Source organism: Mesorhizobium ciceri WSM4083 (genome assembly GCF_000519305.1).
In the GTDB taxonomy this organism is placed as follows: Bacteria; Pseudomonadota; Alphaproteobacteria; order Rhizobiales; family Rhizobiaceae; genus Mesorhizobium; species Mesorhizobium ciceri_B.
Window position 1 is genome coordinate 226,884 of record NZ_JAFG01000005.1, and the last position, 15,132, is coordinate 242,015.

Annotated in this window: 13 protein-coding genes; 2 read left to right on the plus strand and 11 right to left on the minus strand. The window is 62.3% G+C overall.

Annotation, left to right across the window (positions count from 1 at the left end; genetic code table 11):
- Nucleotides 1-7 precede the first annotated feature (7 nt).
- The 6 genes from MESCI2_RS0110935 to MESCI2_RS0110960 are packed head-to-tail and all read right to left on the minus strand — an operon-like array spanning nucleotide 8 to nucleotide 7,146.
- A complete protein-coding gene (locus tag MESCI2_RS0110935) occupies nucleotides 8-967 on the minus strand; it encodes an ABC transporter ATP-binding protein (RefSeq protein ID WP_027036630.1) in 960 nt (319 codons plus the stop codon).
- Entirely contained in the window at nucleotides 964-1,935 is a 972-nt protein-coding gene (locus MESCI2_RS0110940) for an ABC transporter permease (protein ID WP_027036631.1), read from the minus strand. Before MESCI2_RS0110940 ends, MESCI2_RS0110935 begins: the two co-directional genes overlap by 4 nt.
- Entirely contained in the window at nucleotides 1,935-2,951 is a 1,017-nt protein-coding gene (locus tag MESCI2_RS0110945) for an ABC transporter permease (RefSeq protein WP_027036632.1), read from the minus strand. The genes MESCI2_RS0110940 and MESCI2_RS0110945 overlap by 1 nt, the downstream gene beginning before the upstream one ends.
- A 39-nt stretch (nucleotides 2,952-2,990) precedes the next feature.
- Entirely contained in the window at nucleotides 2,991-4,652 is a 1,662-nt protein-coding gene (locus MESCI2_RS0110950; protein WP_024503325.1) for an ABC transporter substrate-binding protein, read from the minus strand.
- Between the two features lie 19 nt (nucleotides 4,653-4,671).
- Nucleotides 4,672-5,577, minus strand: a complete 906-nt coding sequence (locus MESCI2_RS0110955; RefSeq protein ID WP_027036633.1) for a proline iminopeptidase-family hydrolase — start codon at nucleotides 5,575-5,577, stop codon at nucleotides 4,672-4,674.
- A 54-nt stretch (nucleotides 5,578-5,631) separates the two neighbouring features.
- Nucleotides 5,632-7,146: a leucyl aminopeptidase gene (locus MESCI2_RS0110960; protein WP_027036634.1), complete on the minus strand. Its 1,515-nt coding sequence runs from the start codon at nucleotides 7,144-7,146 to the stop codon at nucleotides 5,632-5,634.
- A gap of 245 nt (nucleotides 7,147-7,391) precedes the next feature.
- Between MESCI2_RS0110960 and MESCI2_RS0110965 the strand changes: the two genes are divergently transcribed.
- Nucleotides 7,392-8,294 (plus strand): LysR substrate-binding domain-containing protein, encoded by a 903-nt coding sequence (locus MESCI2_RS0110965; protein WP_027036635.1) that lies wholly within the window; start codon nucleotides 7,392-7,394, stop codon nucleotides 8,292-8,294.
- 225 nt (nucleotides 8,295-8,519) lie between these two features.
- Nucleotides 8,520-9,977 (plus strand): NCS1 family nucleobase:cation symporter-1, encoded by a 1,458-nt coding sequence (locus MESCI2_RS0110970; RefSeq protein ID WP_027036636.1) that lies wholly within the window; start codon nucleotides 8,520-8,522, stop codon nucleotides 9,975-9,977.
- A 36-nt stretch (nucleotides 9,978-10,013) separates the two neighbouring features.
- On the opposite strand, the gene MESCI2_RS0110975 is transcribed toward MESCI2_RS0110970, so the two are convergent.
- The 5 genes from MESCI2_RS0110975 to tpiA all read right to left on the minus strand — a co-directional run bounded on the left by MESCI2_RS0110975 (nucleotide 10,014) and on the right by tpiA (nucleotide 15,088).
- Nucleotides 10,014-10,550: a DUF1697 domain-containing protein gene (locus tag MESCI2_RS0110975; RefSeq protein WP_027036637.1), complete on the minus strand. Its 537-nt coding sequence runs from the start codon at nucleotides 10,548-10,550 to the stop codon at nucleotides 10,014-10,016.
- Nucleotides 10,551-10,562: 12 nt separating this feature from the next.
- Nucleotides 10,563-12,200, minus strand: coding sequence for a CTP synthase (locus MESCI2_RS0110980; RefSeq protein ID WP_081738693.1), 1,638 nt, complete (start codon nucleotides 12,198-12,200; stop codon nucleotides 10,563-10,565).
- Between the two features lie 137 nt (nucleotides 12,201-12,337).
- Nucleotides 12,338-13,468, minus strand: a complete 1,131-nt coding sequence (locus MESCI2_RS0110985; protein WP_027036639.1) for a L,D-transpeptidase — start codon at nucleotides 13,466-13,468, stop codon at nucleotides 12,338-12,340.
- A gap of 211 nt (nucleotides 13,469-13,679) precedes the next feature.
- Complete coding sequence (gene secG, locus MESCI2_RS0110990) at nucleotides 13,680-14,150, minus strand: preprotein translocase subunit SecG (RefSeq protein ID WP_027036640.1); 471 nt, start codon at nucleotides 14,148-14,150, stop codon at nucleotides 13,680-13,682.
- A 170-nt stretch (nucleotides 14,151-14,320) separates the two neighbouring features.
- The gene (gene tpiA, locus MESCI2_RS0110995) at nucleotides 14,321-15,088 is read right to left on the minus strand and encodes a triose-phosphate isomerase (protein ID WP_027036641.1); all 768 of its coding nucleotides are present in this window, start codon (nucleotides 15,086-15,088) and stop codon (nucleotides 14,321-14,323) included.
- Nucleotides 15,089-15,132 lie beyond the last annotated feature (44 nt).

The following is a 15,132-nucleotide window of genomic DNA, read 5'->3' on the forward strand; positions in this document are numbered from 1 at the left end:
GGTCCGCTCATGCCTGTGCCACCCTGAAGCATGCCGCGGCATGGGTGCCGCTCCCGAGGTCGGGTTTGCCGGCCCCGCAGGGCTCGTAGTGAACCGGGCATCGCGGACCGAAAGCACAGCCCTGCGGCAATCGCAGCAACGACGGCGGTGAACCGGGAATGGCCGGCAGGCGCCGTGGTTTTTCGCCGGTCAGCGGCGGGATCGAACCCAGCAGCGCGCGCGTATAGGGGTGTCGCGGATCGGAAAACAGCTCCGCGCGACTGCCGCGCTCCACCACGCGGCCGGCATACATGACCATGACCCGGTCGGCGAGTTCGGAGACCACGCCCATGTCATGTGTGATGAAGACGACCGCCGACTTGTGCGTCGCGCGCAGCTTGCGCACCAGATCGAGAATGCCGGCCTGCACCGTGACGTCGAGCGCAGTGGTCGGTTCGTCAGCCACCAGAAGCGCCGGATTGCAGGACAAAGCCATCGCGATCACCGCCCGCTGACGCATGCCTCCGGACAGTTGGTGCGGGTAGCGCGACATCGCCTCGTGCGGGTTCGGAAAATTCACCTCGGCCAGCAGTTCCTCCACGCGCTCCATCGCCTTGGACTTGCTGATGTTGCGATGCGCGCGGATCTGTTCGGCGATCTGCCAGCCGATCGTGTAGACAGGCGTCAGGGCGGTCATCGGATCCTGGAAGATCATCGCGATCTCGTTGCCGCGCAGCCGCCTGAGTTCGCGCGCGGGCAGTCCCACGAGTTCGCGGCCCTTGTAGCGGATCGACCCTTCGATGGTGGCGTTGGGATCTGTGATGAGACCCATGACGGCCAGCAGCGACACCGTCTTGCCGGAACCGGACTCACCGACGACGCCGAGGATTTCGCTCTCCTCGAGGTCGAAGGAAACGCCATCGATGGCTCGCACCAGGCCATCATTTGTGCGGAAGGAAACTCTGAGGTCGCGCACCGACAGTATCATGATGTCCTCAGGCGCGGATCGAGAAGGATATAGACGAAATCGACGACCGCGTTGGCGATAACCACGAACATCGAGGCGTACATCACCGTTGCCATGATCATCGGCAGATCGAGATTCTGCAGCGCGTCATAAGTGAGCTTGCCGATGCCGTGCAGCCCGAACACCACCTCCGTCAGCAGGGCCGAGCCTCCGACCAGCGCACCGAAGTCCAGGCCGAACAGAGTGACGAAGGCGATGAGCGACGTGCGCAAGGCATGGCGCAGCAGGATGCGGGTCTCCGACAGCCCCTTGGCCCGGGCCGTGCGGATATAGTCTTCCTGCAGGGATTCGATGATTGCCGCGCGCAGCACGCGCCCGTAAATGCCGATGTAGAGAATGGACAGCGTGATCCACGGAATGACCAGGGTCAGGAACCAGCCTTTCGGATCGTCGGAGAAATTCTTGTAGCCGAGCGGCGGCACCCAGGAGAACGCCCAGCTGTCGTGATAGCGGCTCTGGGTGATCAGGTTCATCACTTCGCCCAGCCAGTAGACCGGCATCGAAATACCGAGCAGCCCTAGCGCCATCAGCAGCTTGTCCAGCCAGCTGCCGCGCGTGGCGGCGGCGGCGATGCCGATGACGATGGAGACCACCACCCACAGGATCGCCGCTCCGAACACCAGCGAGAGTGTGACCGGGATCGAATCCATGACCGCCGGCACCACCTTCCAGCCACGATTGACGAAGGAGGTCAGATCGCCGGTGACGAAGATCTTCTCCATCATCGTCACATATTGCACGTAGAGCGGCCGGTCGAAGCCGAAGCTGTGGCGTACCGCCTCCAGCACTTCGGGCGATGCATTGCGGCCGGCGATCCGCGCCGCCGGGTCGGCGCCCGGCGTTGCGAAGAAAATCAGGAAGACGATGACCGAGATGCCGAACATCACGAACAGCATCTGGCCGAACCGGCGCAGGATTGGGTAGATCATCAGTCGCGCCCCAGCCGCACCTTGGAGCGCGGGTCGAGCGCGTCGCGCAGGCCGTCGCCGAAGACGTTGAGCGCCATGACGGAAACCGCGATCGCCAGGCCCGGCACAAGCGCCACCAATGGCCTGGTGTAAAGCAGCGCCTGCCCGTCCTGGATGATGGTGCCCCAGCTCGCCGCGGGTGGCTGCACACCGATCGAAAGGAAGGAAAGGGCTGATTCCGTAAGCATATTCAGCGCCATCATCAGCGGCACGAAGACGATGAGCGTGGTGGTGACGTTGGGCAGGATGTCGCGCCACAGGATGCGCCACCCCGGCACGCCCAGATTGATCGCGGCCAGCACGAACTCGCTTTTGCGCAGTGCCAGGACCTGCCCGCGTATTGGGCGGGCTACGTAGGGCACATAGACGATGCCGATGATGATGACAGGCAGCCACAGGCTGCCGGACTCGATCTGGATCGGTCCGATCGTGATGCCATGCGCGATGGTGACGATGGAGAGCGAAATCGCCAGCAGATAGATCGGGAACGCCCAAAGGATGTCGAGGAAGCGCGACAGCACCGTGTCGGTGACGCCGCCGAAATAGCCAGCGATCAATCCCGCCGCCGTGCCCAGGATCAGGGTGAAGATGGTGGCTGCTCCGGAGATCAGCAACGAGCTCAGCCCGCCATAGAGCATCCTGGCCATGACATCGCGCCCCTGGCTGTCGGCGCCGAGGAAATAATTGCCCAGCCGCCAGGTTGGACCAAGCGGTGTGTAGCCAAGCCCAAGCCCCTCCGTCGACTGTTCCATCACCGGAACGTCGGCACCGTCGATCTGGATGACGGCGTCGAGCGTTGAGGCGAATGGGTCCACGCCGGCCCATTTCGCATAGAGAGGCGCACTGAGGCAGGCAAGGACGATGAGGAGGAACACGGCCAGGGACGCCATGGCGGCCCCGTCCGTTGCCAGCTTCGCAAACGCGACGGCCCAGGGCCCTCGCGTCTTGCGCGGCGCGGCGACAGCTACGTTCGACACGGACGTGCCCCTCTGCGGTTCGTTACTGCACCCAGGCCATTACTGTACCCAGGATTGGGTGATCATCCAGTTGAACTGCCGGTTGAACTTGAAATTGCCCAGACGTTTGCTGACAAAGTCGAGCCGCTTCGGCGTGAAGAGGCCAACGGCAGGTGCCTTGTCGGTGACTTGCCTGTCGATTTCAGCCCACATTTTGTCGGCGGCTTTCTGGTCGGTGACGCCGAGGTCCAATGCTTTTTGCATCTTGGCGTCGATTTCCTTGTCGCAGAAGCCGGCGATGTTGATCGAGGCATCCGAGCCTTCACGGAAGGAGGCGCAGCTGAACAGGATGTTCAGGAAGTCCGAAGCCGCCGGATAGTCCTTGTACCACTGGGTGACGGACATCTGCACCTTGTTGTTGGTGTTCTGGATGTAGGTGAACTGGATGTTCGACGAGATCGGCTTGACGTCGGCGACATAGCCGATGCTGGTCAGCACGCTCTGCAGATAGACGCCGATGGACCGCGAAATGGCGGTGTCCTCGACGATGATCGTCACCTTCTGGCCCTTGGTGCCGGAGTCCTCGACGAGCTGCTTTGCCTTGTCGAGGTCGGGAGCCGACCATTTGGCGCCCGGATTCTTGGTGAAGGGGCAATAGTCTTCATGGCCGGGGAAGTCCGGGGGCAGGACCTGACAGACCGGCGAGGCCAGCACCTTGCCGCCGAACAGCTTGACCAGCGTGTTGCGATCGATCGCATAGGCAACGGCCTGGCGGGCTTTTTCATTGTCGAAGGGTGCGAGACGGTTGTTCAGCGGCGCGTACCACCAAGCCGAAAGCGGCGAGATGTGCAGCTGGTCCATGGACTTGCTGCCCAGTTCGCCCAGGCGATCGCTCGGCAGCGCGTCGAACATCCAGTCCGCTTCGCCGTTCTGGATCGCGGTGACGGCTGCCTCTTCGGACAGGCCGAAATCATATTGGACGACATCCGGATAGCCGTCCGGCTGGGCTTCTTCGCTCCACTGCTTGAAATTGGGGTTGCGGGAAACCGTCATGCCCTTGTTGGGGTCGAAGGCGGAGATCATGTAGGCACCGGTGCTGGGAATGGGCTTGGAACCCATGTCTTCGGCGGGCGTGTCCGCCGGCAGGACCACGGCATGCGGCAAGGCGAGCTTGTAGAGCAGCTCGGCATCCGGCTTGGTGATGTTGATGGTGATGGTGCCGGCGGCTTCGTCGCCGACAACGCCGCCTTCCAGCGTGCAGCTCTTGGTGTCGGCCAGGCATTTGTCGGCACCGACGATACCGGCATAGAACGTGCCGGAGGTCGGTCCGGAAACCTTGAAGATGCGCTGGAAGGAAGCAACGACGTCCTTCACGCCAAGATCCTGGCCGCTGGAGAACTTGATGCCCTTGCGCAGCTTGAAGGTGAAGGTCTTACCGTCATTGCTGACCTGCGGCAGGGCCTCGGCCAGATCGGGGACGATGGTGAAGCCGTCCATGCCCTCGGCTTTGCGGAAGGCCACCAGGCCGTCATAGATCGGCTGGTACATCTGCCAGCCCTGGTCCGTGTAATTGATGTGCGGATCGAGCGTTCCGGCCGCTGAGCGGGCCAGCAGGCGGATGGTGCCGCCTCGGTGCTCCTTGAGATATTCGGCCTGTGCCGGGGCCAGCCATGTACCGGCCAGCAATGCCGCGGCTGTTGCCGCCAGAAGCAGTTTCTTCATGTCTTCATTCCCCTTTTTTTCAATTGTCGTTGTGGTCCAGGAAGTCTCCCACCACCCGCATGCACGCATCTTGCTCTTCGACATGCGGCATGTGGCTGGAATGCTCGAATATCTCCCAGCGCGACCCCTTGATGCCGTCCTTGTAGGGCTGCACGGTCGCGGGCGTGGCCTCGTCGTGACGTCCGGAGATGATCAGCGTGGGAACATCGATGGCCGGCAGACGGTCGACGATGCTCCAGTTCTTCAACGTTCCGATGACGTGGAACTCGTTTGGCCCATTCATCAGATTATAGACGGTCGGATTGCGCACGACCTGGGCGAAACTTTCCGTGACTTCGGGCGGGAAAGGCACGACCCGGCAGACATGCCGCTCGTAGAACACCATCGTCGCCGCCTGATACGCCGCATCGTCCGTCGTGCCGGCCTGCTCGTGCCGGGTCAGGGTCTCCTGCACATCCGCAGGCAGATCCGCACGCAACCGGTTGGCCTCTTCGACCCACAGCTTCATGGAAGCCGGTGAGTTGGCTATGGTCAGCGATTTCAGGCCCTGCGGCCGCGTCACGGCATATTCGGCGCCCAGCATGCCGCCCCAGCTCTGGCCGAGGACGTGGAAGCCTGTCCGAATGCCGAGATGGTCGACCAGGTTTTCAAGCTCGTCGATGAACAGCCCAGGTGTCCAGAAATCGGCGCCTTTTTCGGGGAGCAAGGTGGAATTGCCGCAGCCCAACTGGTCGTAGTGAATGACGGCGCGATCCCTGCGCGCAAGAAGCTTGTAGGCGTCGACATAATTGTGGGCGACGCCCGGCCCGCCATGCAGGATCACCACAGGCGCCTTCTCGCCACCGAGTTCGCCACTGACCCGATACCAGGTCTCGTAGGCGCCGAAAGCGGCCCGTCCTTCCATGCCGATGATCTCAGATGACATCCCAGTTCCCAGTGCGGTTGAAGGCATCTTGTATTTGTCCGTGACGGCAGGCGCCTAACTCATGTTGCGGGTGACCTGCACCCACTCTTCCAGCATCTGCACGCCAAAAGCCGTGGCACCTTGCCTGCCAAGAGGCCGATCGGTGTCGGTCAGTTCCTTGCTGGCGATGTCGAGATGCACCCACGGGCGATCTTCCGTGAAGTGGCGCAGGAAGGCCGCGGCATAGGGCGCGTCGCCGTCTTCCATGTCCTTGGCATGATGCCTGAGGTCCGCGAACGGCGATTGCAGACCCTCATCATAGGCCCGGTCGAGCGGCAGCCGCCAGAACCGCTCGCCGACCGTTTCTCCAGCCGCGATCATCTGTGACGCGATGGCATCGTCGGTGCTGAACAGGCCGGCGAATATCGACCCCAGGCCACGCGTCACCGAATAGGTCAGCGTCGCCAGATCGACGATCACCGAAGGGTTGAAGCGCGTGGCCGCATAGTGAAGGCAGTCGGCCAGAAGCAGGCGTCCCTCCGCATCCGTGTCGAACACTTCCACGGTCTGTCCCGAGGCCGTCGTGATGATGTCGCGCGGTTTGAGAGCGGTGCCGGATGGCATGTTCTCGGCGATGCCGAGAACACCGACAACGTGTACCGGACTGCCTTGCCGGGCGAGCGCGATCAGCAGGCCGACCACAGCGGCCGCTCCGCCCATGTCGGCCTTCATGTCGAACATCTGCGCTCCGCCCTTGATGCAGAGACCGCCGGAATCGAAACAGACGCCCTTGCCGACGAAAGCGAGCGGTTGGGCGGGAGAACCCTTGCCGCGGTAGCGCAGGACGGCGACCCGTGGCGGCCGCGCCGAGCCCGACCCGACGGCCAGGAGCGCATTCATGCCGAGCTCTTTCAGTTGCGCGGCATCGAGCATTTCGATGTCGATGCCGGCTTCACGCAGCGGCTCCAGATGATCATGGAAATTGTCGGGGTGGAGATGGTTCGGCGGCAGGTTGACCAAGGTGCGTGCATATTCGACGCCGTCGGCGATTGCATTGATCCGCGCCAGCGCCGCGGTCAGATCCGGGCCGCCGGCCCCGACCAGTTTCACCCGCAAGGTTCGATCCGCCCCCGCGCCTTGCCGCCGGTTGCGCATGTCGAAACGATAGCGGCGCAGCCGCATGCCAAGCGCGACACGCGCCAGGATTTCGGCGCCGGATAGTTCAACGCCAGCGATGGGGTCCAGGACCAGGGTAGCCGCGCATTCCCCCTTGCCCTCCAGATGCGCGGCAAGCAGACCGCCGGCGCGCGCCAATGACAGGGTGGTTACGGCTTCGGCTTTGCCCAAGGCCAGGACGACCACACGCCTGGTCGATACTGCCTGCGGGGCAATAAGATCGATGCAGGTGCCGGATTCGGTCAAGGCGGCCGGGTCGGAGCAGGCACGAGAGAGAATCCCGCTCATTTCGGCATCCAGGGCGACTGCCCGCGGGCCAAAGCCCGTGTGGGCAGTTTGCAAAATCACGACGACGGAGGTTTCCGCGGAAATCTCATCCGCGGTCTCGAAGACCGGCGCTGGCGATTGAGGCATAGGCTGGCGCTCTCCAATTGCGGCAATACCAGCCGGGTAGCGAGCAACGCTTCGCTCATCCCGGTGGAGACTGGTCAAGCCGGTCTCCGCCGTTCGTGGTACAGTGCCGGTTCCCAAACAGTCGCTTTCTTGAGACGACTTAATTGCTCTTCTCTTCTGGGTATTCCCTAACGGGGCAGGCGATCAAACGCGAATTCTGCCCATGTCGATTGACAAAAACTCAACTGACAATTCATGATCGGCCAATGGCCCTTCCCTCACTCAATGGCATGCGCGCTTTCGAGGCCGCCGCTCGCCTCGGCAGCGTCAAGGACGCGGCGGAAGAACTGCATCTGACACCCTCGGCTGTCAGCCGCCACATCCGCGCGCTTGAACGAAATCTCGGCCAGGACCTGTTCGAACGCGGGTTTCGCCAGATAACCCCAACCATAAGGGGCTCCTACTATGCGCGCAGCCTCTCGGAGGCGTTCGAAGCCATCTGGCGTGCCACCGATGACGTCAGCCTCTCCGAGGGGTCGCGCCACGGCAAGATCCAACGTGTGCGGGTCTTGTGCGTGCCCACCGTTCTGAACCTTTGGCTGGCGGATCGGTTGCCGAACTTTCGCCGGTTGCATCCGTCGGTGGATCTGGAGATCTCCACTTCAGGCAAGCGCGCCAACTTCGATTTGGCCATTGTCGACGAGTTTGTCTACAAGGCCGGCCCGGCTTTGACGTTGCTGATCCCGCTGCTTTTGACGCCGGTCTGTGCGCCTTCGCTTTTGGAGGGGCCTGTGCCGCTGCGATCGCCGGCCGATCTGGTCAATCATCATCTGATCCATGAATGCGAAACCATGAGATGGAAGCGTTGGCTGGAGCAGGAAGGGGTTCTGGAAACGACGCCAAAATCCAGCACAACACTGGACGATTGCACCCTGATCATGCGCGAAGCGATCAATGGCGCTGGAATAGCGCTTGCGGACACGATCATGGCGCAAGATTTTCTGCAGCAAGGCAAACTGGTCGCGCCGTTCCGTGCCCGCCACACCTATCCGGCCGGCATTTACCTGCATCAGCGTCGCAGCATCGGCAACAAACCAGGCACCGGCCTGTTTCAGGATTGGCTGCTCGCCGAAGTCGCGGACCACAAGCAGGTGATGGCCATCGCTTAGATGGCGCCCTACCGTTTCAGATTGGAATCCCAGCGTCGAACTTCGAATCATCCGTGCCGGGTTCAGCGATGACCCACCATCGCCTTGCAGCGATAATCGCAGTTCTCATTGAATATCTTTAAGGCCAAAGCCGGCAAATAGGCTGCTTGTCGGTTCCCCTGCGGCAGGCTTAACCTGCACGCGGCCAACGCGTGAGGGCGCGTGCTGCAAAAGGGGAACATTGCAATGACGATACAGGGTGCTTCACCTGATCTGTACAACGAGGATCTGGCTCCGGCCAAAGTTCGAAACTGGGGACCATTCTCGATCTTCAACGTCTGGACGTCGGACGTCCACAGCCTTTGGGGCTACTATCTTGCCGCCAGTCTGTTCCTGTTTTGCGGCGGCTTCGTCAATTTCATCATCGCCATAGGCATCGGCTCGCTGATCATCTACGCGCTGATGAACATGGTCGGCTATGCCGGCGTGAAGACGGGCGTGCCCTACCCCGTGCTAGCCCGCGCCTCCTTCGGCATCTGGGGCGCCAACATACCGGCACTGGTGCGCGCCATCGTCGCCTGCTTCTGGTACGGCGCGCAGACGGCCGCCGCCTCGGGCGCGATCGTGGCGCTGCTGATCCGCACGCAATGGTTCGCCGATTTCAACGCCAACACGCATTTCCTCGGCCATACCGGCCTGGAGGTGATCTGCTTCGTGGTCATCTGGGGGCTGCAATTGCTGATCATCCAGAACGGCATGGAAACGGTGCGCCGCTTCCAGGACTGGGCCGGCCCCGCGGTGTGGGTGATGATGCTGATCCTGGCGATCTATCTCTGCGTCAAATCCGGGAGATTTGCCTTCACCAGCGATATCCCGATGGACGTGTTGCTGGACAAGACGAAGGACGCGGGCGTGCCCGGCACGCCCGGCTCGTGGACCTCGCTGTTTGCGGTGGCGGCGATTTGGGTCACCTATTTCTCGGCGCTCTATCTCAATTTCTGCGATTTCGCCCGTTACGCGCCGGACAAGGCATCGCTGCGCAAGGGCAACATTTGGGGCCTGCCGATCAACCTCATCCTGTTTTCGCTGGTCGCCGGCGTCACCACCATTGCCGCCTTCGACGTCTATGGCGAAGTGCTGCTGCATCCCGACCAGATCTCGGCGAAATTCGACAGCTGGTTCCTGGCAGCGCTCGCAGCCTTGACCTTTGCCGTGGCGACCCTCGGCATCAACGTGGTGGCAAACTTCGTCTCGCCGGCCTTCGACTTCTCCAACGTCTTCCCCAGGCAGATCGACTTCAAGAAGGGCGGCTATATCGCGGCCGTGATCGCCCTGCTGCTCTATCCCTTCGCGCCGTGGGAAGGCAGTGCCGCTTCCTTCGTCAACATCATCGGCGCGACGATGGGGCCGATTTTCGGGGTGATGATGGTCGACTACTACCTGATCCGGAAGGGTGAGGTCGACGTCGAGGCGCTTTACCGCGAAGACGGCGAGTTCCGTTTCCAGGGCGGCTGGCACGTCAACGCCTTCATCGCCGCAGGCATCGGCGCCATCTTCTCGTCGATCCTGCCGAACTTCACCAACTGGCTGCCGTCCTGGTGGGGTGTCTATGGCTGGTTCTTCGGCGTGGCGATCGCCGGCATCATCTACTACGTGCTGCGCACCGCCGCTTTGGGCGCCGGCGCCAGGACCGCGAAAGCCTGACAAGGTGAATTGGGGCGGCGAGAGCCGCCCCAAAACCTACCCGAGCATCTCGGCCAATCTGCGCACTGTGTTCCAGTTGCGCGACGTGCCCGTGCCCATGCGCTTGTGATTCATCGCCGCAAGCAGCCGCGAGCTTGGCCTCTCGCGTGAAAATACGACCCAGATGTCGCCGCCGACCGAAGTCACTTTTTCATCCTCGCCGGCATAGGCTCGGAGCCCCTTCACAGCCTCCACGGGCGCAGGCTTGCGCATCACCCGTACGGCCACCTGATCGCCTGCTTTAGCCGAATCGACCGGGAAGGGATTGCCGGCGGCAAGCTTCAGCCAGTCCTCGGAATCACGCACGATGATATCGACATGGCGGCCGAAGGTCTTTTCGAAGGCTGTTTCCAGCCGCTGTTCGAGGTCGCCGATATCAGTTGCCGGCGCCTCGAAGACCAGATTGCCGGTCGCTACCAGCGTGCGCGAATTCTTCAGCCCGAGATCTTCCGCCAGGGCCTTGAGATCGGCCATGACGACCCGGCGACCCTCGCCCAGGATGATGCTGTAGAGCAATGCGACATAGGTCTGCATGGCTCGACCGGTCTACACCAGCCGGCTCTGCTCCACGGCCGCCTCGATGAAACTGGCGAACAGCGGATGCGGGTCGAGCGGCCGGCTTTTCAGTTCCGGATGATACTGCACGCCGATGAACCAGGGATGGTCTGGATACTCGACCGTCTCCGGCAGCACGCCGTCGGGCGACATGCCGGCAAACACCAGGCCGCAATCCTCGAGCCGTTCCTTGTAGTCGACATTGACCTCATAGCGGTGGCGATGACGCTCGGAAATCTGCGTATCGCCGTAGATCTCGGCGATCTTGGAGCCCTTGGCGAGCTCGGCCTGATAGGCGCCGAGCCGCATCGTGCCGCCGAGATCGCCGGTTTCGCGGCGCTTCTCCAGCATGTTGCCTTTCAGCCATTCGGTCATCAGACCAACGACCGGCTCCTCGGTCGGACCGAACTCGGTCGAAGATGCATGCTCGACGCCGGCCAGCGACCGCGCCGCCTCGATGCAGGCCATCTGCATGCCAAAGCAGATGCCGAAATACGGCACCTTGCGCTCACGCGCAAACTTCGCCGCCAGGATCTTGCCTTCCGCACCGCGCTCGCCAAAGCCGCCGGGAACCAGGATGCCATGCACCTTTTCCAGCCACGGCGTCGGATCTTCCTTTTCGAAGATCTCCGATTCGATCCAGTCGAGCTTGACCTTGACGTGGTTGGCCAGGCCGCCATGGGACAGCGCTTCGATCAGCGATTTGTAGGCGTCCTTGAGGCCGGTATATTTGCCGACAACGGCGATGGTCACCTCGCCTTCCGGATTGTGGATGCGGTTCGAAACCGCCTGCCAAGGCTCCATGCGCGGCTTCGGCGCCGGATCGATGCCGAAGGCGGCCAGCACTTCCGAATCGAGCCCTTCCTTGTGGTAGGCCATCGGCACATCGTAGATATGCGGCACGTCGAGCGCCTGGATCACGGCACTTTCACGCACATTGCAGAACAGCGACAGTTTCCTGCGCTCTTCCTTGGGAATGGCGCGATCGGCACGGACCAGCAGGATATCGGGCGCGATGCCGATGCCGCGCAGCTCCTTGACCGAATGCTGGGTAGGCTTGGTCTTCAGCTCGCCTGCCGTCGGGATGTAGGGCATCAGCGTCAGATGGACGTAGACGGCGTTGTTGCGCGGCAGGTCGTTGCCGAGCTGGCGAATAGCTTCCAGGAATGGCATCGCCTCGATGTCGCCGACCGTGCCGCCGATCTCGCACAACACGAAATCATAGTCGTCATTGCCGTTGAGGACGAAATTCTTGATCTCGTCGGTGACGTGGGGAATGACCTGTACGGTGGCGCCGAGATAGTCGCCGCGCCGTTCGCGCTCGATGATGTTCTTGTAGATGCGGCCGGTGGTGATGTTGTCCTGCTGGTTGGCGGAGCGACCTGTGAAGCGCTCGTAATGGCCAAGATCAAGATCGGTTTCCGCACCATCGTCGGTGACGAAAACCTCGCCATGCTGGTACGGCGACATCGTGCCCGGATCGACATTGAGATAAGGATCGAGTTTTTTGATGCGTGCGCGATAGCCTCGCGCCTGCAGGAGAGCCCCAAGGGCCGCTGCGGCAATGCCTTTTCCAAGTGAGGAAACCACGCCGCCTGTGATGAATACATATCGCGCCATGGGAGTCATCGCTTAACGCGGCCGGATTGATTCCGCCAGAGAAAAAACCGCCGCGAAGCTTTTTTCCCAAGAAGGCGCTTGGATCGTGAACAAGGCAAAACAAAAGGGCCGGCTGAGCCGGCCCTTTCGGCAGGATGACGAAAACGTCAGATGATGACGACCTTGGTCCCAACCCTGACGCGGCTGTAAAGGTCCATGACGTGCTCGTTGATCATGCGGAAGCAACCATTCGAAGCGCTGGTTCCGATCGACTGCGGCGCAATGGTGCCGTGGATGCGCAGATGCGTGTCCTTCTTGCCGTCATAGAGATAGATGGCGCGCGCGCCGAGCGGATTCTGGCCACCGCCGGGCATACCGTCCTTATACTGGCCGTAATGCTTCGGCTCGCGCTTCTGCATGTCCAGCGTCGGGATCCAGCGCGGCCATTCCTGCTTGTCGCCGACTGCAACCGTGCCCTTGAACTGCAGGCCGTCGCGGCCGACCGCGATGGCGTAGCGGCGCGCCGTAGAGGACGATTCGACGAGGTAAAGGCGGCGCGCGCTGGTGTCGATAACGATGGTGCCGGCAGCGTAACCGCTGAATTCCACGTCCTGCGGCACGAATTCCGGCTTCACCTTGAACTGCTTCTTGGCTTCCCTCTTGGCGAGAGCCTGGTCGAGAGCCCGTGTCTCGGGAAGATATGAAATCGACGAAGAGGAAGAGCTACCGCCGAAGAGACCGGCGAACAAACCGCCGCTGCTCGGCTGCTTCTGGCCGATGACCTCGCTGCGCAGCTCGCCATTGTTGCCCGTCAGGGCGATGTTCATCGCCTCTGCCGGAAGCGGCTCGGCCGACTGGATCGGCGCGATCGGTTCGATCGGCTCGATGATCTTGGCAACCAGCTTCTTGGCCGGCTTGGCATCGGCCACCTGGGTGGTTGCCTGCGCGCTCTTACCCTTCTTGGCCAGGAACGCCTGCCGTTCAGCGTCGGCCTTGGCCTTGGCCGCCTCGCGCATCGCCAGTTTCCTGGCTTCGAGCGCCTTGGCTTTGGCGGCTTCCTTGTCGGCAACGATCTTGGCCTCGATCTTCTTGATCTGGGCGAGGTCGTCGGGCGTCGGGTTTTTCTTCTTCTTGAGAAGCTTCAATTGCGACGCATCACTCTTGACGGCGACGTTGATGGCAGAAGTTGTTTCAGCCGAAGGCTGTGCGGCCATATTTGCCGGCACGCCGGCGAAGGCTGGGGAACTCATGCCGAGTGCGGCGCAAAGTCCCAGGAAAATGAAGCTGCGAAGCTGCATGGCGAAGATCCGATCGTTCTATGCTTGTTGCCCACGGCGTCGCCCAGCGCCCCCCAAGGGCGCCGGAAATGCCGCGCGCAATCTATAGTCGAATAAGCGCGGCTGCCTCAAGCGCGAGGCCCCGCCTCACCCAGTCGAATCTTCGTGATCTTGCTGCATTTGCCGCGACTGTGTTCAAACGACCACAGATCGCTGCCTCAGGCGCTGAAGACTACTGGTTCGGGACCTGTGGGGTCGTCGGCGCGGCAGGAGCGGCGCCATTGGTTGCCGGCGGCGTCGAACCGCTGGCAGGCGCCGTGGCCGGGGCAGTCGCCGGAGCCGCGGCGTCGTTGCCGGAAGGCGGCGTCGGCGTGGTGCTGCCGGCGGGCGCCGGGGCGGTCGTGCCGGGCAATTGGTTGAGCACGCCTTTGCCTGCGCCGTCCGATGTCGCCGGCACGCGGTCGAGGATATCGATCGGCTTCTCGCCGTAGCGGGCGACGATCGACAGTGTCAGTGACGTGGCGAAGAAAGCGGCCGCCAGGATCGCCGTCGCACGCGTCAGCGCATTGGCGGCACCACGCGCGGTCATGAAGCCGGATCCGCCACCGATGCCGAGGCCACCGCCTTCGGAACGCTGCAGCAGCACCACGCCGACAAGGGCGAGCACGACCATGAGATGGATGACGATCAGTACGGTTTCCATAGTTTATCCTGGCAAGGCCTTGCCCGGCCGCGGACACGACCGGTGAATTGGAGGCGGCTCAATACAATGCTTTGACGGCATTTCCAAGCCCGTGGCCGGAATATGGGAAGCAACCCGTCCTTTGCAACGATTTCGTGCACCGGAAGCCCTGTCCGGCGCAGCGAATGTCTTCAAGCAATATTGCGATAGGCCTCGGCGATGCCGAGAAAATCCGCCGCTTTCAGGCTGGCGCCGCCGACCAGCGCGCCGTCGACATTCCTGACGCCGAGCAGTTCGACCGCGTTGGAGGGCTTGACCGAGCCGCCGTAGAGAATGCGCATCTTCGCCGCGCCGCCGCCGAGCTTTTCCGACAGCTTTTCGCGGATATGTGCATGTGCTGCGGCCACATCGCCGGCCGTCGGCGTCAGGCCGGTGCCGATCGCCCATACCGGCTCATAGGCAATGATGGTGTTGGATGGGGTGGCGCTTGACGGGACCGAACCATCGACCTGCCGCGACAGCACGTCCAGCGCGGCGCCCGCTTCACGCTGTTCATGCGTTTCGCCGACGCAAATGATGGCAACAAGCCCGGCACGCCATGCGGCGGATGCCTTGGCTTGGACAGTGGCGTCATCCTCGCCGCGTTGCTCGCGGCATTCGGAATGGCCGACGATGACATGGCTCGCACCGGCATCCCTGAGCATTTCCGCCGAGATGCAGCCGGTGTAGGCGCCGCTCTCCTTGGTATGGCAATCCTCGCCGCCGGCATGCACCGGCGTGCGTGACAGGATCTCCGCGGCGTGGGCAAGCAGGGTTGCGGGAACGCAAACCAGTGCTTCGGTCTCCGCGTCAAGTCCGCTCATGAAACCGTTGCCGATCATCCGGAGTTCGTTGAGCGAGGCGCTGGTGCCGTTCATTTTCCAGTTGCCGGCGACGAGCGGGCGAATTCCTGGCGTCATGGGTTTGCTTCTCCGGATGATATCGGGGCTCTGGCCCTCACTAC